Genomic DNA, 18643 nt, shown 5'->3' on the forward strand with positions numbered 1-18643 from the left:
ATTTTGCCTCCAGCGGCCCCCGCCTGCGCGGGGGCGACGGTAAGACATCATCATTCCCCCGGCACCAGCTTCATATTCTTCGGCATCTCGCCCATCTGCGGCGGCATATAGCGCTCGTCATGCTTGGCGAGGATGCGATCGGCCACGAAAACGCCATCGGCGCGCAGCCGGCCGTCAGCGACCATCCCCGCGTTCTCTGCGAACAGGTCGGGGACGATGCCTGTGAACTGGACCGGGATCGACGCCTTGCCGTCGGTCGCGGTGAAGCGGATCGTCACGCCGTCGCTCTGGCGTTTGATACTGCCCGCTGCGACCATGCCGCCCAGCCGCATCGCCTCGCCGACCTCGGCCTTGCCCGCCTTCACTTCGGCGGGCGTGCGGAAATAGGCGGCCTCGTCGCGAAGCGCGCTCGCCGCGAGCACACCCGCGCCCGCGACACCCCCCAGCGCTACCAGCGCCAATATCAGTCGTTGATGCTTCGCTTTCATTTGCGGTCCCTACGCAGTGCGTCGCTGCGCTTTTCTGCCTTCGCCATCGCACGCCAGCTATGCCACAGCACCGCGCCGGTGAGCAGCGCCGTCAGCGCATAGGCCGCGACCACATAGGCCCATTGCCCACCCCCGCTGATCACCCCCGCCATGGCTCAAAACCCCTCGTCGTCGTCGGCCAGCCGCCGCAGCCTTGCCGCAACGCGGTTGTCGGCGATGATCCGCCGCATCCGCATCAGCACGATCGCGCCGAACAGCAGCGAAAAGCCCAGCACGGTCAACCCCAGCGGCCACAGCAGCGAGCCGTCGATGCTCGACCCGCCCAGCGTGATGCTCGGCCCCTGATGCAGGCTGTTCCACCACACGACGCTGCGGTTGATGATCGGAATATTGACCGCGCCGACCAGCGCATAGATCGCCGCGCCGCGCGACAGCGACCCGCCCTGCCGCTGGCCTTCGTCGCCCGTCGTCAGCGCGATGAAGCCGGCATAGAGAAAGAGGAGGACGAGCATCGACGTCATCCGGCCGTCCCATTCCCACCAGGTGCCCCAGGTCGGCTTACCCCAGATCGACCCGGTCGCGAGGCACAGCGCGGTGAAGACCATCCCCGGCACCGCGATCGCCCGCGCCGCGATCCCTGACAGCGGATGGCGCCAGACGAGCTGCACGAGCCCCGCGATTGCGAGCGAGGTCCAGCCACCCATGCCAAGCCAGGCAGAAGGCACATGGACATAAAGGATTCGGGCGGTCTCGCCCTGCTTCGCTTCACCGGGCACCATCGTCAGTCCGGCAAAGGACCCGGCGAGCAAAAGCAGCAACCCGACGCCGAGCAGCCACGGCGTCAGCGGCTTGGCGATCGCGAGAAAGCGGGTGGGGTTGGCGTAAGCGTGCATCGGTCTCGCGTCGTCTTTAGGTGAGGCCGGTTTGCCGGTCCAGTGAATTGCCTGGCGCGACCCGGCGGCGCTTCTCTCGCCCGCCGGAGCTGCGAGGTCAAGCCTCCGGCCGCGTCCAGATCCAGCTCCCGGTCACCGCCGCCGCGATCACCGGCGCCATCACCCACGGCCAGGGCGAAAAGATCGCCGCCAGAACGATGCTGAACGCGAAGGCCGCGGTCGCCGCAACCTTGCCCTTGCGGCTGATCGCGCCCTTCTCGCGCCACACGACGATATGATGGCCGAATTGCGGGTGGGTCAGCAGCCAGGTCTCAAGCCGCGGCGACGAGCGCGCGAAACAGAAGGCGGCGAGGATGACGAACGGTACGGTCGGCAGCAGCGGCAGGAACGCCCCGATCGCGCCGAGCCCCAGCGACGCCCAGCCGGCGACCAGATAGAAATGCCGTTTCATCGCCGGCGAGGCTTAGCGGGTTTTCCCGCTGACGCCATCCTATACCGTCGCTCCTGCGATCCCATGCCGTCGCCCCCGCCTTCGCGGGGGCGACGCTCAGCCTCTACCGATCAGCTTCTGCGCCATCCGGTCGGCCACGACCGACGCCGGAGTGCCGCTCGCCTTGCTCTCGGCCCATATTTCGGCGAGGCGGCCGGGGATCGCCTGAATGCGGCTCTCGACCTCTTCGCGGCTTCCCTGCCCCAGATATTCGAGCGCGACGTTGATGATCCCACCCGCGTTGATCACATAATCAGGAGCATAGACGATCCCGCGATCGTGAATCCGCTGTCCGTCAGCCTCGGTCGCGAGTTGGTTGTTCGCCGCGCCCGCGACGATCGACACCTTCAGCCGCTCGATGCTCTGTTCGGTCAAGGTCGCGCCGAGCGCGTTGGGGCTCAGCACGTCGGCCTCGACGTCCATGATCGCCGCCGAATCGGCGAGTTCGGCGCCAAGTTCCTCGGCGAGCGCCTTCGCCCGCGCCAGATCGACGTCGGCAAGGATCAGCTTCGCGCCGTCGGCCGCGAGCCGCCGCGCGACGCCTTCGCCGACACTGCCGACGCCCTGCACCGCGACGCGCACGCCTTGAGCGCTGTCGGTGCCCAGTTTCTCGCGGATCGCCGCCTTGATCCCCAGATAGACGCCCAGCGCAGTCAGCGGACTGGGATTGCCCCCCACCGCGTCGCCCGCCGCCGGAAGGCCGCTGACATGGCGCGTCGCGCGCGCAATCTCGACCATGTCGGCGACCGACATGCCGACATCCTCGGCGGTGACATACGCGCCCCCCAGCGATTCGACCGCGCGACCGAAAGCGGCGAGCAATTCGGGGGTCTTCGCCTGCCCTTCGTCGGCCAGGATCACGCCCTTGCCGCCACCCAGCGGCAGGCCCGCCATTGCATTCTTGTAGCTCATCCCGCGCGACAGGCGCAGCGCGTCGGTGATCGCCGCGGCGCGCTCTGGATAATGCCAGTATCGCACGCCGCCCGCGCCGGGGCCGAGGTGCGTCGAATGGACCGCGATGACCGCCGTGAGGCCGCTGGCGCGATCGCGGAACATGTGGACATGCTCATGATCGTCGAAATCGGCGAAATCCCAGACAGCAGACATGCGCGACTCCTCGCGTTAGAAAATTACGTCAAAGCGTAATAATCCGTCACGCGCCCCGAGTCACCCCAAAAGCTGCTGCGCGCGAAGATAGAGAAAATGGGGCGACCAATGGGGCTCGAACCCACGACCTCCGGTACCACAAACCGGCGCTCTAACCAACTGAGCTATGATCGCCACACGTCGGGCGAAACCGCCTCTGACAGCGCGCGGCGATAGGCGCGGGGCCTTTTGTCGTCAAGCATTGTTCGCACGGGATCGCGCCATTAAAAGCACGGCATGGCGGACAATGACCATGTCGACATGCAGGCTTCGGGTGCCGACCGCACTGCCGAGCGGCTCGCGGCGGTCCCCGGCATCCGGCGCGCGCCGTCCCCCAAGCTCCAGCAATATATGCTCGCGCGCTTCCTGGACGCCGACACCTGCGCCGCGCTGATCGCGCTGATCGATGCGCAGGCGCGGCCCTCGACGATCGCCGACCCCAATGGCGACGACGCTTTTCGCACCAGCTCGACCTGCGACCTCGACCATCGCCATCCGGCGGTCGCCGCTGTCAACGACCGGCTCCACGCCCTCACCGGCATCCCACTCGAATATGGCGAGCCGCTCCAGGGCCAGCGCTACGACGTCGGTGAGGAGTTCAAGGCGCATACGGACTATTTCGACCCCGACGGTGCGGACTGGGAGACCTATTGCGCGATCCCCGGCCAGCGGAGCTGGACGCTGATGATCTATCTCAACCAGCCGGCTGCGGGCGGCGCGACGCGTTTTCTGTCGACGGGAAAGCTGCACCAGCCCGAAACAGGCAAACTGCTCGCCTGGAACAACGTCCGGCCAGACGGAACCCCCAACCCCGAAACGCTCCATCACGGGATGAAGGTGCGCAAGGGGCGCAAATATATCATCACCAAATGGTTCCGCGAACGGCCCTGGCCGTGGGCAGCGGGGGAGTTGGGCTGACCCGCCGTCGGAACCATGATTTCCGGCCTGCGTTCGGAAAGGACTGGCCAAAGGAGTGGGACCGACATGACAGTACGAACGATCGATCGCGATACGGCGAAGCGCAAACCCGCGGCGAAGGCCAAGGTCGAGGCCATCGCGAAGGCAAAGGCGGTCGCACCCGGCGTCGCGGCGCGGATCGGCAGCACCCCCAAGACGAAATTCCGCGGCGACCCCGATATTTTCGGTCGCCTCGTCGAGGATCACGACCGCCATCGCGCCCTGCTGGCGATGATCGAGGAGACCGAAGGCAAGTCGCCCGATCGCCAGGCGCTGTTCAAGGAACTGGTGAAAGAGCTCAAGGCCCATGCCGCGGCCGAGGAGCAGGCGCTATGGTCAAGCGTGCTGCGCGATCCCGAAACCACCGACTTCGCGCGCCATGCGATCGCCGAGCATAAGGAGATCGACGACATGCTCGGCGACCTCGCCGCCCGCGACATGGCATCACCCGGCTGGCTGCGCCGGTTCGCCGCGCTCAAGGAGGAATATCTCCATCACGTCGGCGAGGAGGAGCAGGAACAGTTCGTGGCCGCCGAAGCGCATCTCGGCGCCACCGACGTCCGCTACATGCGCCGCGTCTTCAACCGGCGGAAGAAAGAGGAAAAGGCAGCCGCCAGGGTCGAGCCGAAGATCAAGCTCAAGCCCTGACGCGCGCGCTGCCAAGAACGGCGCGCCCTGAATCTGCACCACCCAATTCCGTTCGTGTCGAGCGAAGTCGAGACATCCATCGATATGGTGCGAGGCCGATGGGTGTCCCGACTTCGCTAGACACGAACGGGACGATAGGTGAGATTAAATTACCGCACCAGCCGATACTGAAAGCTCAGCGTCAGCGTATTGGCGACCTGACCCGGCTCGACCGGCGTCGCTTTTGCCGAGCCGGCATCCATCGCCTGCAGGCGCACCATCGGCATCGGCGGCTGCGGCCCGCCGAAGCTGCCTTCGCCGATCGCCACCAGCTCGGCGCCGCGATAACCCGCGAGGCGCGCATAATCCGCTGCCTTCGCCTCGGCTTCCTTGATCGCCGCGCCGCGCGCACCGACCAGCTGCGCGTCGGGGTCCTTCATCCCGAACCACGGCCCGTCGACATTGGTGCCGCCCGCCGCGACCAGCGCGTCGAGCAGCGGCCCGATATCGTCGATCTTCGGCGTCGTCGCGCGAACGCTGTTCGACACCTGATAACCGAGGAAGCGCGGCGGCTGGCCGTCGCTGCGGTTGCTGTAGTCATATTGCGGCGACAGGTTGATGCCGCTCGTCTGGATATCCTCGGCCTTGATCCCGCGCGCCTTCGCCGCGGCGATCAGCTTGTCCATCGCCGCGGCATTGGCGCGCATCGCCTCGACCGCCGTCGGCGCGGTCGTCGTCACCCCGGCGCCCACGGTCGCCTGATCGGGGCGCGAGCGCACTTCCTGGCTGACGCTGAAGGAAAGAATGGGTCCCTGCACCGTAGCTGTCGTCACCGTCGATCCTCCCTGTTGGGCAATGGCGGGCACCGCCGCCATCAGCGCGATACCGGCCGCCATAGCGGTGAGCATTTGCTTCGTCATTTCATTCTCCTGTGGACCGGAGTTCCGGCCGTAACTGATGACCACTCCGTAACGCTGACGGAGCGAACCCGTTCCGGCCTTGCCCTCGCCGCGCTTGCATGACGCTGAACGCATATGTAGCGAGCCGTTCATCATGGCAGCACCCATTCTTTCATATGAGGGCCTTGGCCTCGTCCAGGGCAGCGGCTGGCTGTTCGAGGATCTCGACATCTATGTCGGCGCGCGCGACCGGCTGGCGCTGATCGGCCGCAACGGCGCAGGTAAGACGACCTTGCTCAAGCTGCTCGCGAACCGCATCGACGCCGACAAGGGCAAGCGCACGATCGTCCCCGGCACCCATGTCGTGCTGCTCGAACAGGAGCCCGACCTGTCGGCGTTCGACACGCTGATGGATTACGCCACATCCGGCGCCGACGCCCCCGCCGAGCACGACGTCGCCGCAATCGCCGACCAGCTCGGCATCGACATGACGCGCACCGCCGCCAGCGCCTCGGGCGGCGAGCGCCGCCGCGCTGCCATCGCCCGCGCCTTGGCGCAGAATCCCGACGTGCTGCTGCTCGACGAGCCGACCAACCACCTCGACCTCGCGGCGATCGACTGGCTCGAAAACTGGCTCGCGCGCTACACCGGCGCCTTCGTCGTCATCAGCCACGACCGCACCTTCCTCACCCGCCTGACGCGGCAGACGCTGTGGCTCGATCGCGGCAGCATCCGCCGCAAGGAAATCGGCTTCGGCGGCTTCGACGGATGGACCGAAGCGGTGTTCGCGGAGGAAGCCCGCGCCGCGCAAAAGCTCGATTCCAAGCTCCGGCTCGAAGCGCACTGGCTCGAACGCGGCGTCACCGCGCGGCGCAAGCGCAACCAGGGCCGGCTCGAAAAGCTCAAGGAAATGCGCGCCACCCGCGCCGCGATGATCGGCGGCCCCGGCGTCGCCAAGCTCGGCCTCGCCAACGATGACGTCCGCTCGAAATCGGTGATCGTCGCCGACCATATCAGCAAGCGCTTCGGCGACCGCACGATCATCAAGGATTTCGATTTCCGCGTTCAGCGCGGCGACCGCATCGGCATCGTCGGGGCCAACGGCGCGGGCAAGTCGACGCTACTCAAGCTGCTGACCGGCGAGATCGCGCCCGACGAAGGCACCGTCACGCTCGCCCCGACGCTCGACGGCATCGTCATCGACCAGCAGCGCAGCCTGCTCTCCCCCGACAAGACGGTGCGCGACATCCTCGCCGACGGCGGCGACTGGATCGAGGTGCGCGGGGTCAAGAAGCATGTTCAGGGCTATCTGAAGGATTTCCTCTTCGACCCCGCGATCGCCGAGGCGAGCGTCGGCGCGCTGTCGGGCGGCGAGCGCTCGCGCCTGCTGCTCGCCCGCGAATTCGCCCGCGAATCGAACCTGCTCGTCCTCGACGAACCGACCAACGACCTCGACCTCGAAACGCTCGACCTGCTTCAGGAAGTGATTGCCGACTATGAAGGCACCGTGCTGCTCGTCAGCCACGACCGCGACTTTCTCGACCGCACGGTGACGGTGACGCTCGGCCTCGACGGCTCGGGCAAGGTCGACATCGTCGCGGGCGGCTATGCCGACTGGGAAGCGAAACGCGCGAAGCCGGCGGCGGCGAAGGCAAAAGCCGCCGCGACCGATGCCTCGCCGCCCCCGCCGCAGGCGCGCAAGAAGCTGAGCTATAAGGACCAGCGCGACTACGACCTTCTCCCCGGCAGGATCGAGGAAATCGAGGTGGAAATGGCGGGGATCGAGACCGAATTGTCCGACGGCAGCCTGTTCACACGCGACAATGCGCGCTTCAATGCGCTGACCGGCAAGCTCGACCAGCTGCGCGCAGAAAAGGCGGCAGCCGAAGATCGCTGGCTGGCGCTGGCCGAAGAGGTCGAGGCGCTGGGATAACGTCCGCATTGGGGTGGGAAGCTGCCCCTGCCCACCTTCGTCATTCCCGCGAAAGCGGGAACCCAGAGTGGGGTCAGCCGACGCACGCTCTGGGTCCCCGCTTTCGCGGGGATGACAAAGTTAGGAGAGTCCGGGCGTCCGCAATCGGTCGTTTCGGGTCACAAGAATCATCACCCCACCCCATAAAACCGCGCCAGCCGGTCCAGCGCCAGCCCCAGCACCAGCTTCCCCGACCGCGCCGGCCAACCGAGGCTCTTTTCCGCGCCGCCGATCCCCTCACCCGCGCAGATCACGCGCCAGCAGATGTCGGCGAGCCCCGGCCCGGCATGGTCTATCGCGGCGTGGAAACGCCGATGCGCGTCGATCCGCGCGAGCGAGGCATCCGCCCCCCGCGCGCCGCCGCGGCTCTTCGCGGGGGGCGCGGCGTCCCAACGCATCGTCAGGCGCGCCGACAGGCCCGCGCGCTCATAATCGGCGCGCAGACGATCGCCCGCCGCAAGCTGCGCCGGGGTCAGCATCCCACGCGACGCAAGCCACGCGATCGGGCTTTCGGCGGCATTGACCGTGACGTGGCGCATCACCTGCGGCCCCGTCTTGCCAGGATCGAGCCGGTCATCGGGGTGAAGGCGGGTTTCCAGGCGGCGTGCGGTCATGCGAATCTCCTTCTTGGCACGCTCCCTTGACATTGGATGATTTTGTAGGAAAGAAGAAACCGATTTGGTTATCGGAGTTCTTTCATGATCAACAGCATCCGCGCCGTCCGCCGCGCCAAGGGCCTGACGCTCGAGGAGGTCGGCCAGCGCTGCGATCCGCCGACGACCGCGCAGACGATCGGCCGCCTCGAGACGGGCACGCGGACGCTGTCGCTCGGCTGGATGAACCGCATCGCCAAGGCGCTGGGGGTCGAGGCAGCCGAGCTTGTCCGGCTTCCGCAGGACACCCGGCTCACGATCACCGCGCTGCTCGGTGCCGATGGCGCGCAGGCGCCGAGCCGCGTCGAGCAGGCGATCACCGCGCGGCCGGGCGAGGATATGGTCGCGGTGCGCGTGACCTCGTCGATCGGCGATTATCGCGCGGGCGACGAAATATGGTGCCGCCGCATCGAGGGCGACTGGGCGAGCGCGCTCAACCGCGACCTGCTCGTCCCCCGCCCCGCCGGGCGCTTCTTCTTCGCGCGGCTGCTCAACGTCGACGGCGAAAAACTCCATCTGCTTCCGCTTGGCACCGGCCAGCGTCAGCAGGTCGTAAGCAATCCGCCCTGGGCGGCGATGGCGGTGCGGCTGATCCGGTCGCTCTAGCTCCACTCCGTTTGCCCTGAGCTTGTCGAAGGGCTGTCCTTTTCTTCTCCGGCGACAAGGTAGAACGGTGCTTCGACAAGCTCAGCACGAACGGATCGAGGAGCCAGCATGAATTTTCCCCTCCGCATCCTCTCCATCGCCACGCTCTTCCCCGACGTCGCGCGGCCGACCTTTGGCCTGTTCGTCGAAAAAAGCCTCCGCGCGCTCGCCGCGCAGCCCGGCATCGACCTCACCGTCGTGGCGCCGGTCGGCCTGCCGCCCTTCCCGCTATCGCTGCACGGCCGCTATCGTGCGCTTCGCGATCTGCCACGAACCGAACGATGGAACGGCCTCACCGTCCATCGCCCGCGCTTCGCCTTGATCCCGCGTTACGGCGCGCGCTTCAATCCGGCGCAAGTCGCGTGTGCCGTGCTGTCGGCCGTGCGCGGGCAGACCTTCGACGTGATCGATGCGGAATTCTTCTATCCCGACGGTCCCGCGGCGATGCACGTCGCCGAGGCGCTCGACCGGCCCTTTTCGGTCAAGGCCCGCGGCGCCGACATCAGCTATTTCGGACATGATCCCGCAACCCGGGCGGCGGTGCTCAACGCCGCCGATCGCGCTGCGGGCCTGCTCGCCGTATCGGATTCGATGCGCCGCGACATGGGCGCGATCGGTATCGATGCCGCCAAGGTCGCGGTTCATTATACCGGCATCGACACGGCCCGCTTCCACCCCGGCGACCGCGCCGCCGCGCGCGCCGCGCTCGGCATGGACGACGCTCCGGTCATCGCAACGGTCGGCGCGCTCATTCCGCGCAAGGGCCAGGCGCTGGTGATCGAGGCGTTGCCCGACCTTCCCGGCGTTCATTACTGGCTCGCGGGCGCGGGCGAAGAGGAAGGCAGCTACCGCGCGCTGGCCGAGCGGCTCGGCGTCGCCGACCGCGTCCACCTGATGGGGTCGGTCGCCAACGCGGACCTGCCTTTTCTCTATCGCGCCGCCGACGTCGTCGTCACGCCGTCGGTCAGCGAAGGCCTCGCCAATGCCTGGGTCGAAGCCCTCGCTTGCGGCACGCCGATCGTGATCAGCGACGCGGGCGGCGCCGCCGAACTCGTCACCTCGCCTCTCGCCGGCCGCATCGCCCAGCGCACGCCGCAGGCCATCGCGGCGGCGGTTCAGGACATCCTCGCCGCCCCGCCTTCACCGAGCGAGGTTGCCGCCAGCCTCGGCGGCCGCTTCGACTGGGACCGCAACGGCCGCGAACTGGCGGCGCATCTCCGCCGCTGCGCCGAACGATGAGGGCCGGACCGCGGGTTCAGGTTTCGCGGGCCAGAATATCCTCGACATATCGTTCGATCTGGGCAGCATAGTCCTCCCGGACACCGGCCCTTTGCCCCTTGGTCTTGCTGATGCTCGCCATGAGCAAAACGGGTATCGCCAACAGCGCCAGGCCGATCACGACCGCTTTGAATTGCCCGAGGAAGGACCCGAAAAGCGCGGCGGCGATGATGATGACCACCGCAAGACAACATCCGTTGAGGTTCGCCATGGGTTTCGCCATCAGCTCATCGATGCGATTTCCGAATATCTGATATCGTCCCGTGCTGTGGTTCACCATCGCCACGCCGACATCGCCGCTGGAATCGGAGCTGCTGGCCCATAGCAGCGACAGGTAATGTCCCTCGCGCGCACCGATGCCGGCATTGTTGATCTTCACATCGATTTCGCGCCCGTCCTCCCGCTGGAGGAAGACCTGCATGATCTCGGTCTTGGACGACGAAATATGCCCGCCGTTGCTCCATATGACGCCGCTGACGTCGGTTTCGGACCACACGCGCAGCGAAACGGCAATGCCGGAGTCGCGGGTGAAGTTCAGTTGTTCGCCGCTGTTTGTGCTGACCCGTCCCATATATCTCCCCTGCCGGACGACGACGTCCTTTCAAGCCGGGGACAATGAAGACGAAAGCGGCGGCGAAGTCCTGACGCACTTCTCAAGAAATTGTGAAGGCCCGGGTCGAAGCCGAAACTCACACCACCGCGCCGTCGTCCTTGCGGGTGATGCGCTCGGCGCCTTCGGTCGCGGCGCTGGTACGCGGGACGAAGCTCTGCGGGCCGACCTTCAGCCACACCAGCACCGGCGTCGACATCAGGATCGACGAATAGGTGCCGACGAAGACGCCGAACAGCATTGCCGCGGTAAAGCCGAAGATCACGTCGGGGCCGAAGACCAGCAGCATCCCAAGCGCCAGCATCACCGACACGCTGGTCATCACGGTGCGCGACAGCGTTTCGTTGATGCTGAGGTTGAGCAGCGGCACGATCTCCATCTTGCGGTATTTCTTCAGATTCTCGCGCACACGGTCATAGACGACGATCGTGTCGTTCAGCGAATAGCCGACGATCGTCAGCAGCGCCGCGATGCTGTTGAGGTCGAACTGGAGCTGCGTCACCGCGAACAGGCCGAAAGTCAGCGCCACTTCGTGGAACAGGCGCCCCAGCGCGCCGACGCCGAACTGCCATTCGAAGCGGATCCAGATATAGATCGAGATGCCGAGCATGGCGAGCGCAAGGCTGAGCGCGCCGGTGCGGATCAACTCGCCCGACACCTTGCCCGACACGGTCTCGACCGAGCCGGTGTGCGCGGTCGGAAAGGCCTTGTGGATGCCATCGACGAGCTGCTTGCCCGCGCGGTCGGCCGCCGCCTTGTCGCCTTCGGGCAGCGCGGTGCGGATCGCCACCGCCTTGTCGGACCCGAATTGCTGGATCGTCGCTTCGCCGAGGCCGATGTCGCCGACCTTTTCGCGAATCTCGTCGATCTTCGGCATCGTGCCGGGGAATTCGACGCGGACCGACTGGCCGCCGACGAAATCGACGCCTAGGTTGAGGCCCTTCACCGCGACCAGCGCGATCGATATGGCGACGAGGATGAAGCTCGCGGCCGACGCGACCTTCCGCCAGCGCAGAAAGTCGATGTTCGTGTCCTCGGGGACGAGTTTCAGCAGACGCATCGTTTCGCTCCCTTTCTCTTAAATGTTGATGGTCGCCGGACGCTTGGCATGCAGCCAGCGGGCGGCAAACAGACGCGTGACGGTGACGGCGGTGAAGACGCTGGTGACGATGCCGATGGTCAGCACCACAGCAAAGCCCTTGATCGGGCCGGTGCCGAACCAGAACATCAGCGACGCGGCGATGACGTTGGTGACGTTCGCGTCGAAGATCGCGCGGCTGGCCTCGGAATAGCCGAGTTCGACCGCCTGGAACACGCGTCGCCCTCGCTTCAGTTCCTCGCGTATGCGCTCGTTGATCAGCACGTTCGCGTCGACCGCGGCACCGATCGTCAGCACGAAGCCCGCGATGCCGGGCAGGGTCAGCGTCGCGTTGAACCCCGCCATGATCGCGATGATCAGAAAGACGTTGAAGAAGAGCGCGAGGCACGCATAAACGCCGAAGCGGCCATAGACGACGAGCATCAGCACGAGCACCGAGACCGTCGCGATGATGCCCGCGATCGCACCCTTGCGGATCGAATCGGCGCCGAGCTCAGGCGTCACCGTCCGTTCCTCGACCACCGTCATCTTGACCGGCAGCGCGCCCGAGCGAAGCGAGATGGCGAGGTTGTTCGCGGTAGCGACCGAGAAGCTGCCTGAAATCTGGGCGCTGCCACCCAGGATCGGCTCGTTGATCGACGGCGCCGAGAGCACCCGGCCATCAAGCACCATCGCGAAACGCTTGCCGACATTCTGCGCCGTCACCTTGGCAAAAGTCGCCGAACCGCCCGAATCGAAGCGGATGTTGACGACCGGCTGGCCCGACTGCCCATCATAGCCCTGCTTCGCATCGAGAAGTTGCTCGCCGCTGATCATGACCTGGCGGCGCAGCACCTCGAACGGGGCACCGGCACCGGCGCCGTCGGCATAGGGCACGATCTCGCTTCCCACCGGCACCCGGCCCGCCGCCGCTTCATTGGGGTCGGCATTGGCGTCGACCATGCGGAATTCGAGCCGCGCGGTCTTGCCGATCAGATCCTTCAATTGCTGCGGATCCTGAAGGCCGGGCACCTGGACGACGACCCGATCGTCACCCTGGCGGATGATCGTCGGTTCGCGCGTGCCGAGCGCGTTGACGCGCTTGTCGATGATGTCGCGCGCGGTATCCATCGCGTTGGCGATCGCCTGCTTCTGCCCCGCCGCGGTCGGCGTCAGCACCAGGCGCGTCGTGTCGACGACGTCGATGTTCCAGTCGCGCTGGCCGGTGAGCCCCGCGCCGCGCGTCTCGTTGAACAGCCGGTCGCGCGCTTCGTCGAGCTTCGTCTGGTCACGGACGAGAAAGCTGATCTTGCCACCCGCGGTCGACAGTTCGCCGATCGCGATGTCGTCGTCGGGCCCGCGCTCGCCGCGCATCGCCGCGCGCACGGTCTTTTCCATGTTGGCGAGCTGGGTCTTCTGGAGATCGGAGACATCGGCCTCGAGCAACAAATGGCTGCCGCCTGCAAGGTCGAGGCCCAGATTGACCTTCATCTGCGCGAAGGACGGCAGCTTGTCGAAGGTCTTTTCGGGCAGGAAGCTGGGGATGGTGAAGAGGATGCCGAGCAGCAGGATGATGCTGATGCCGATGGTCTTCCAGCGCGGGAAATCGAGCATAGGGAAATTCCGGTTCTGGGCGCCGCCGACGCCGGCGGCGCCGGAGGCGTCAGTCGTTCGCGGGCTTCGCGCCGGGCTGCAGGACGTCGGAGATGGTCGATTTCACCACCTTGATCTTCACGCCCTGCGCAATTTCGATATCGGCGAAATCATCATCGACGCGCGTCACCTTGCCGACGATGCCGCCGCCGGTCACGACCTGGTCGCGCGGTTTCACCGCTGCGACCTTGGCGCGATGTTCCTTCATCCGCACCTGTTGCGGGCGGATCAGGAAGAACCAGAAAACCACGAAGATCAGCAGATAGGGCACCAGCATGATGAAACCGGCGGCCCCGCCCCCGGAGCCAGCCGCCTGGGTCAGAAGCAGATTGGTCGACATGAATGAAAGACTTTCTCTTTGCAGCATCGCCCTCTCCCCCGGGGAACGGGCGCGCAAATAATGGCGCGGCGCCTATCACGCGGGGAATTTCGACGCAACCGCTCGCTGCGCGCCCTCCCCCCACGCGGGCCGCGCTGACATGGGGAGGCAGACGGCGAGATCAAGCCATGGCTTCCCGCTTGCATCCCCCGCCAAGCCGCGCTAGGGGCCTCGCCTGCCCAATCGGGCCGGTCGGGACGTAGCGCAGCCTGGTAGCGCATCACACTGGGGGTGTGGGGGTCGGAGGTTCGAATCCTCTCGTCCCGACCAATTTTCCTTATAAATCAAATATACGAATGCGGGAATACGGCCCGACGACAAAGGTGCCAGACCCGCTCCGGCGCCTGCCGAATATTCGCTATGCGAGACATCTCGGGCGCTTCTACGCCGTGGCGACAAGCATCAACTCTAAACCGCAACGGCGACAGCCGTGCCAACCGCGTCGAAGCAGGGAGACGCGAAGGTCAGTTGCAGATCGGCACCGCGTGCCTCGAGCTTGACCGGGCTGCCATCGCCGAGACGGACGCCCTCGCCCGAGAGGGCCAGATTCCTGACCACCAGCCGCGTGTGCGCCACCGCCCCCTTGACGATCAGGTTCACGCGCCCCGGTGCGGCGGTGAAGCGCACGGCAAGCCCGCATTCGGTCTCGCCATCCGATCGTGTCCACGGCCGCGTGCCATAGACGGCATCGCCATTTGCGCGAAGCCAGGCGCCGAAGCGTTTCAGGCGGCGAAGCTGCTCGTCGGGGATAGCGGCGTCGGTCGCGCGCGGCCCGACGTTGAGCAGCAGATTGCCGTTGCGCGACACGGCATCGATGAAATCATGGATCAAGGTTTCGGCGCTGGCGTAGTCGCTTTCATCGTCGTTGCGGTTGAAACCGAAGCTGTGACTCATCCCGCGGGTCGCTTCCCATTTCTTCGCCTGCGTCTCGGCGAAGGCCGCATATTCGGGAGTCCGGAAGTCGCTATGCGGAATTTCCGGGGGGATGATCCCCTTCGACGCATCGGCGCCCTGCCTGGCAACCGCGGCCCTGATCTTGCGATCGACATATCGCCGCACGAGCGGGATTTTGAGCAGATCGCGCTGGAGGCTCGCCGCCACCCAGCGATCGTTGACGACACCGTCGGGCACGGCCCGATAATAGTCGGCGAAAAGCCGGTATAGCGGCCCCGGCCGCGTCGGCCAGCTGATGTCGTTCCACAGCACCGACGGTTCGTAGCGGTCGATCAGTTCGCGCACCTGTGCCATCGCATAAGCGGGATAATCGCCGCCGGGCGTCGAAGAGAGGAAGTCCCCGAGGGTTCGCAGCGGGCGCCGATTGAAGGTCCAGTCGATCCCGCCCGAATAATAGACCCCGAACCGCAGCCCCGCAGCCCGCACCGCTGCTGCAAGTTCCCCGACGATGTCGCGCTTGGTCGTCCATCCCGCCTGATGCGGGTTCGCGACCCCGCTGGGCCACAGACAAAGCCCGTCGTGATGCTTGGTGACGAGCACGACATAGCGCGCACCGGCATCGCGAAATGCCTCCGCCCAGGCCGAAGGATCCCAATGATCGAGTCCCGCCTCGAACGGCTGCTTGAAATCCTCATAGGGCGCATCGCCATAATGCGCCCGGTGGAATTCGGCCGAGGGGGTTCCGGGCACCTTGATCGCATTGCAATACCATTCGGTATAGGGAACCATCGCAACCGCCCGGTCATAGTCCTTGGCGAAGGCCTCGCCGATCGAGCCGAGGCGCGGGGCGAAGCCCGGGATGGCAAAGGCGCCCCAGTGGATGAAAATCCCGAACTTCGCGTCCTGATACCAGTCGGGAACGCCGCGCGCGTTGAGTTCGGCGAGCGCCTGGGCGTTGGAGGCCATCAGCCGCGCCCTCCACCGATGCCGCCCATCGATCCCGTCAATCGATCCGTGGCGCGTGAATATCCTGCCATCCCATGTCTCCCCAGGCCCGCCCTCTTCGTGGCGACGACTTCCGTGACGCACGGCGGCGCGTCGATCATGATTATTCTATAGTGATAGAAAAATATATTATGCAATGACAATATCGGCGGCAGCCGAAATCGCAGGAGAAAATAATTCTCTATTTTCCATATGGATAAGCGAATCACGCTGGGCGCTGAAAATCGTGCGGACAGGCCAGCACCGCCGCCCCTCGCCGCAAATCCCGCATGTTCGATATATGATTATAGACTAATATATAAAACACCTCTAACGATGATGCCCGGGGGATGTCGCAACGGCATTTCACCGCACATAGCGTGGGATCCGCACCAGCGGGCCCATCGCGCCAATAATCGACCAGCAGGATCGCTGGCGGCGGGAGAGGCGTGGTATGCGAAATATATCTTGGATGTTTGCGAGCGTCGCATTCATGGCGATGCCGGCTGCGGCTCAGACGCAGGCCGCCGCCGGGGATCAGTCTCCGGCGGCAGCGGAAGGCTCGGGCCTGACCGAAATCGTGGTGACGGCGGAAAAACGGACCGCCAACCTGCAGGAAGTGCCGCTGGCCATATCGGCCTATACCTCCGATGCCCGCCAGCTCGCCGGCATCAACACGCTTCAGGATTTCGCCAACTTCACCCCCGGATTGAGCTATTCGGCGGGCAATGACCGCGTGTTCATTCGCGGTATCGGGCGCCAGACCAACACCAACGGCAGCGATCCGGGCGTTTCGACCTATACCGACGGCATCTATGATGCCTCGACCACGTCGATCGCGGCGTCGGATTTCTTCATCGACCGCATCGAGGTGCTGCGCGGCCCGCAGGGCACGCTCTATGGCCGCAATTCGATCGGCGGCGCCATCAATGCGATTTCCAAAAGACCGACCGAGGACTTCAGCGCCGACCTGCGCGGCGCGGTGGGCAATTATGGCCTCTACACGATCGAAGCGTCGGCCTCGGGCTCGCTGACCAAGGGACTGCGCACTCGGCTGGCGGGCGGATATTACAAACAGGAGCGCGGCTATTTCAAGAATGAGGCTGGCGGGGTCAGCGAGGGCGGCCGCGGCGAGCGCCGCTATATCGAGCTGCAGCTCGAGGCCGATCTCGGACCCGATGTGACGGCCTGGGCCAAAATCTTTTCAGGCCGCAGCGATCTCAATCCGCACCCGCTCAACCGCGTGGGCGCGTATGACTTTTCTCCCTATCCGACGGGAGCGATCACGCCGGGCGCGGCCTTCGGCTATCTGATCCCCGGAGTCGTCGCGCTCGACCCGAATCCGGTGCCGCCCGGCGCGACCGACATTCGGCATTTCAGCGCCGACACGACGCAGACCGAACGCCTGCGCGGCAACTTCGGGGCGACCGGCGACATCAAATGGTCGCTGCCGACCTTCGATGTCCGCCTGCTCGGCGGCTTTCAGAAGTATCGCCTCGACAATAGCTACGAACTCGATGGGACGAGCGTAATTTCCTATCCCTTCCCGCTCGCGCCCGGCGGCGGGATCTGCACCTTCATTCCCGGCTGCGGACCGCTCACCGCTTTTCCGTCGACGCAGCTCAACCTGTATAACAAGAAGAGCTTCGGCAGCGGCGAGCTCAACCTGACGTCGAATACCGACGGGCCGCTGCAATGGGTCGCGGGCGTCTATTATTATCAGGAAACGCTGGCGCAGGAATCGCATTTCAACGCGCCCAACCAGCCGCAGCTCCGTGCGCCGGCCAACGGCCCCGCCAACCCGCTGGGCGATTTCGTCTATGCCGCCTCGACGCTGACCACCAAGTCGTCGGCAGTCTTTGGCCAGATCGACTATCGCCTCACCGACTCGCTGCGCTTCACGGCCGGCTTGCGCTACACGCATGACCGAAAGAGCGGCGCCGAATATTTCCGCATCCTCTGCTTCGGCTGCGGCGGTTTCTCACCCGACCTTTATGGCTCGGCGACACCCGCCCTCGATATCACCGCATCCCAGATTTCGACGCTCGATGCGCCGGGCGTCGCGTCGGCGGTGACGATCGATCCCGCGACCGGCATTGCCCGGCGCGGACTGGCCAATAGCTGGAATGCACTGACCGGCACCGTAGCGGTCGAATGGCAACCCAGCGACGATCAGCTTGCTTTCCTCCGCTATAGCCGTGGCTACAAGTCGGGCGGCTTCAATGCCGGCGGCATTTCGGTGCTGCCGCAGACCGGCGCCGAGCATATCGACGCCTTCGAGGCGGGCTACAAATATTCGATCGGCAGGCGGCTGCGCATCAATCTCGCCGGCTTCTATTATGATTATCAAGGACTTCAGGTGCCGTTGACGGTATCGCAGCCGGGCGGCGCGCAGCTCACCCAATTCTTCAACCTCAAGAGCTCGCAAAGCTATGGCGCCGAGTTCGAGTTCGCCTGGCAACCCGCCGACGCGCTGCAACTGTCGTTCAACTATGGTTATGGCCATTCGCGGATCGACAGCGGATGCTGCTTCGTCGACGGACAGGATCCGCTGGCGGTGCAGCCGGGCGCGCAGCCGTCGGGCCCGGCGGTGGACGGCCAGCAACCGCAAAGCGTTGCCGGCGCCCGGCTGTCCGACACGCCGCGCCACAAGCTGGCGCTCAACGCGATGTACAGCATCGACTTCGAACCGGGGACCTTGTCGCTGTCGGGCAATTATGTGCTGCGAAGTTCGGCTTACAGCAACATCTTCAATCGCCCCTACAACCGGATGCCGTCGTGGGATCAGGTCGATCTGCGTGCGATCTGGACCGGCAGGGACGACCGCTATCGCGTCATCGCCTTCGTCAAGAATCTGTTCGACAGCAAAGGATATGACAGCGCGCAGGGCAATCTGCTCGCATCGTCGCCGACGCTGGAGGTTGCGCAGTCCTATTCGCTGACGCCGCCGCGAACCTATGGCCTCCAGCTCGAATTCCGGTTCCGGTAGGCCGCGCG

Annotated in this window: 18 protein-coding genes and 2 tRNA genes; 7 read left to right on the top strand and 13 right to left on the bottom strand. The window is 65.5% G+C overall.

The window, feature by feature from the left end:
- Positions 1–50: 50 nt before the first annotated feature.
- From ccmE to ACVENA_RS12525, 6 genes are all read right to left on the bottom strand, one after another.
- The gene (gene ccmE / locus ACVENA_RS12500) at positions 51–488 is read right to left on the bottom strand and encodes a cytochrome c maturation protein CcmE (protein ID WP_257543316.1); all 438 of its coding nucleotides are present in this window, start codon (positions 486–488) and stop codon (positions 51–53) included.
- Entirely contained in the window at positions 485–640 is a 156-nt protein-coding gene (gene ccmD / locus ACVENA_RS12505; protein ID WP_449325628.1) for a heme exporter protein CcmD, read from the bottom strand. Before ccmD ends, ccmE begins: the two co-directional genes overlap by 4 nt.
- A 3-nt stretch (positions 641–643) precedes the next feature.
- Complete coding sequence (gene ccmC / locus ACVENA_RS12510; RefSeq protein ID WP_449325629.1) at positions 644–1381, bottom strand: heme ABC transporter permease CcmC; 738 nt, start codon at positions 1379–1381, stop codon at positions 644–646.
- A 97-nt stretch (positions 1382–1478) separates the two neighbouring features.
- On the bottom strand, positions 1479–1832 hold the full coding sequence (locus ACVENA_RS12515) for a YbaN family protein (protein WP_449325630.1): 354 nt from the start codon (positions 1830–1832) through the stop codon (positions 1479–1481).
- A gap of 96 nt (positions 1833–1928) precedes the next feature.
- On the bottom strand, positions 1929–2978 hold the full coding sequence (locus ACVENA_RS12520; RefSeq protein WP_449325631.1) for a Glu/Leu/Phe/Val family dehydrogenase: 1050 nt from the start codon (positions 2976–2978) through the stop codon (positions 1929–1931).
- A 97-nt stretch (positions 2979–3075) separates the two neighbouring features.
- Positions 3076–3152: transfer RNA gene (locus tag ACVENA_RS12525), tRNA-His, on the bottom strand.
- Positions 3153–3254: 102 nt separating this feature from the next.
- On the opposite strand from ACVENA_RS12525, the gene ACVENA_RS12530 reads away from it, so the two are divergent.
- Together ACVENA_RS12530 and ACVENA_RS12535 are read left to right on the top strand one after the other, a co-directional pair.
- Complete coding sequence (locus ACVENA_RS12530) at positions 3255–3935, top strand: prolyl hydroxylase family protein (RefSeq protein ID WP_449325632.1); 681 nt, start codon at positions 3255–3257, stop codon at positions 3933–3935.
- A 66-nt stretch (positions 3936–4001) separates the two neighbouring features.
- A complete protein-coding gene (locus tag ACVENA_RS12535) occupies positions 4002–4622 on the top strand; it encodes a hemerythrin domain-containing protein (protein ID WP_449325633.1) in 621 nt (206 codons plus the stop codon).
- A gap of 149 nt (positions 4623–4771) precedes the next feature.
- Here the strand turns inward: ACVENA_RS12535 and ACVENA_RS12540 are convergent, their stop codons facing one another.
- A complete protein-coding gene (locus ACVENA_RS12540; protein WP_297662980.1) occupies positions 4772–5521 on the bottom strand; it encodes an SIMPL domain-containing protein in 750 nt (249 codons plus the stop codon).
- Positions 5522–5654: 133 nt separating this feature from the next.
- On the opposite strand from ACVENA_RS12540, the gene ACVENA_RS12545 reads away from it, so the two are divergent.
- Positions 5655–7433: an ABC-F family ATP-binding cassette domain-containing protein gene (locus ACVENA_RS12545; RefSeq protein ID WP_449325634.1), complete on the top strand. Its 1779-nt coding sequence runs from the start codon at positions 5655–5657 to the stop codon at positions 7431–7433.
- 170 nt (positions 7434–7603) lie between these two features.
- On the opposite strand, the gene ACVENA_RS12550 is transcribed toward ACVENA_RS12545, so the two are convergent.
- Positions 7604–8086: a DUF6456 domain-containing protein gene (locus ACVENA_RS12550; protein ID WP_449325635.1), complete on the bottom strand. Its 483-nt coding sequence runs from the start codon at positions 8084–8086 to the stop codon at positions 7604–7606.
- Between the two features lie 84 nt (positions 8087–8170).
- Here ACVENA_RS12550 and ACVENA_RS12555 point away from each other — a divergent pair, with 84 nt between their 5' ends.
- Both ACVENA_RS12555 and ACVENA_RS12560 read left to right on the top strand, forming a co-directional pair.
- On the top strand, positions 8171–8731 hold the full coding sequence (locus ACVENA_RS12555; RefSeq protein ID WP_449325636.1) for a helix-turn-helix domain-containing protein: 561 nt from the start codon (positions 8171–8173) through the stop codon (positions 8729–8731).
- Between the two features lie 108 nt (positions 8732–8839).
- Positions 8840–10009, top strand: a complete 1170-nt coding sequence (locus ACVENA_RS12560; RefSeq protein ID WP_449325637.1) for a glycosyltransferase — start codon at positions 8840–8842, stop codon at positions 10007–10009.
- Between the two features lie 16 nt (positions 10010–10025).
- On the opposite strand, the gene ACVENA_RS12565 is transcribed toward ACVENA_RS12560, so the two are convergent.
- The 4 genes from ACVENA_RS12565 to yajC form a co-directional block, all read right to left on the bottom strand.
- Entirely contained in the window at positions 10026–10619 is a 594-nt protein-coding gene (locus ACVENA_RS12565) for a hypothetical protein (protein WP_449325638.1), read from the bottom strand.
- A 118-nt stretch (positions 10620–10737) separates the two neighbouring features.
- Complete coding sequence (gene secF, locus ACVENA_RS12570) at positions 10738–11718, bottom strand: protein translocase subunit SecF (protein WP_449325639.1); 981 nt, start codon at positions 11716–11718, stop codon at positions 10738–10740.
- Positions 11719–11736: 18 nt separating this feature from the next.
- Positions 11737–13350, bottom strand: coding sequence for a protein translocase subunit SecD (gene secD / locus ACVENA_RS12575; protein WP_449325640.1), 1614 nt, complete (start codon positions 13348–13350; stop codon positions 11737–11739).
- 49 nt (positions 13351–13399) lie between these two features.
- A complete protein-coding gene (gene yajC / locus ACVENA_RS12580; protein ID WP_257543337.1) occupies positions 13400–13729 on the bottom strand; it encodes a preprotein translocase subunit YajC in 330 nt (109 codons plus the stop codon).
- A 232-nt stretch (positions 13730–13961) separates the two neighbouring features.
- Between yajC and ACVENA_RS12585 the strand changes: the two genes are divergently transcribed.
- A tRNA-Pro gene (locus ACVENA_RS12585) sits at positions 13962–14038 on the top strand.
- A gap of 138 nt (positions 14039–14176) precedes the next feature.
- Here ACVENA_RS12585 and ACVENA_RS12590 read toward each other — a convergent pair.
- On the bottom strand, positions 14177–15628 hold the full coding sequence (locus tag ACVENA_RS12590; protein WP_449325641.1) for an alpha-L-fucosidase: 1452 nt from the start codon (positions 15626–15628) through the stop codon (positions 14177–14179).
- 511 nt (positions 15629–16139) lie between these two features.
- On the opposite strand from ACVENA_RS12590, the gene ACVENA_RS12595 reads away from it, so the two are divergent.
- Positions 16140–18635, top strand: a complete 2496-nt coding sequence (locus tag ACVENA_RS12595) for a TonB-dependent receptor (RefSeq protein ID WP_449325642.1) — start codon at positions 16140–16142, stop codon at positions 18633–18635.
- Positions 18636–18643: the final 8 nt, after the last annotated feature.

The sequence above is a fragment of the Sphingopyxis sp. 550A genome, from assembly GCF_053569535.1.

What these genes read in the sequence shown, in the direction of transcription:
- ccmE (WP_257543316.1), bottom strand. Translation starts at nt 488, where the DNA reads ATGAAAGCGAAGCATCAACGACTGATATTGGCGCTGGTAGCGCTGGGG.
- ccmD (WP_449325628.1), bottom strand. Translation starts at nt 640, where the DNA reads ATGGCGGGGGTGATCAGCGGGGGTGGGCAATGGGCCTATGTGGTCGCG.
- ccmC (WP_449325629.1), bottom strand. Translation starts at nt 1,381, where the DNA reads ATGCACGCTTACGCCAACCCCACCCGCTTTCTCGCGATCGCCAAGCCG.
- ACVENA_RS12515 (WP_449325630.1), bottom strand. Translation starts at nt 1,832, where the DNA reads ATGAAACGGCATTTCTATCTGGTCGCCGGCTGGGCGTCGCTGGGGCTC.
- ACVENA_RS12520 (WP_449325631.1), bottom strand. Translation starts at nt 2,978, where the DNA reads ATGTCTGCTGTCTGGGATTTCGCCGATTTCGACGATCATGAGCATGTC.
- ACVENA_RS12530 (WP_449325632.1), top strand. Translation starts at nt 3,255, where the DNA reads ATGGCGGACAATGACCATGTCGACATGCAGGCTTCGGGTGCCGACCGC.
- ACVENA_RS12535 (WP_449325633.1), top strand. Translation starts at nt 4,002, where the DNA reads ATGACAGTACGAACGATCGATCGCGATACGGCGAAGCGCAAACCCGCG.
- ACVENA_RS12540 (WP_297662980.1), bottom strand. Translation starts at nt 5,521, where the DNA reads ATGACGAAGCAAATGCTCACCGCTATGGCGGCCGGTATCGCGCTGATG.
- ACVENA_RS12545 (WP_449325634.1), top strand. Translation starts at nt 5,655, where the DNA reads ATGGCAGCACCCATTCTTTCATATGAGGGCCTTGGCCTCGTCCAGGGC.
- ACVENA_RS12550 (WP_449325635.1), bottom strand. Translation starts at nt 8,086, where the DNA reads ATGACCGCACGCCGCCTGGAAACCCGCCTTCACCCCGATGACCGGCTC.
- ACVENA_RS12555 (WP_449325636.1), top strand. Translation starts at nt 8,171, where the DNA reads ATGATCAACAGCATCCGCGCCGTCCGCCGCGCCAAGGGCCTGACGCTC.
- ACVENA_RS12560 (WP_449325637.1), top strand. Translation starts at nt 8,840, where the DNA reads ATGAATTTTCCCCTCCGCATCCTCTCCATCGCCACGCTCTTCCCCGAC.
- ACVENA_RS12565 (WP_449325638.1), bottom strand. Translation starts at nt 10,619, where the DNA reads ATGGGACGGGTCAGCACAAACAGCGGCGAACAACTGAACTTCACCCGC.
- secF (WP_449325639.1), bottom strand. Translation starts at nt 11,718, where the DNA reads ATGCGTCTGCTGAAACTCGTCCCCGAGGACACGAACATCGACTTTCTG.
- secD (WP_449325640.1), bottom strand. Translation starts at nt 13,350, where the DNA reads ATGCTCGATTTCCCGCGCTGGAAGACCATCGGCATCAGCATCATCCTG.
- yajC (WP_257543337.1), bottom strand. Translation starts at nt 13,729, where the DNA reads ATGTCGACCAATCTGCTTCTGACCCAGGCGGCTGGCTCCGGGGGCGGG.
- ACVENA_RS12590 (WP_449325641.1), bottom strand. Translation starts at nt 15,628, where the DNA reads ATGGCCTCCAACGCCCAGGCGCTCGCCGAACTCAACGCGCGCGGCGTT.
- ACVENA_RS12595 (WP_449325642.1), top strand. Translation starts at nt 16,140, where the DNA reads ATGGCGATGCCGGCTGCGGCTCAGACGCAGGCCGCCGCCGGGGATCAG.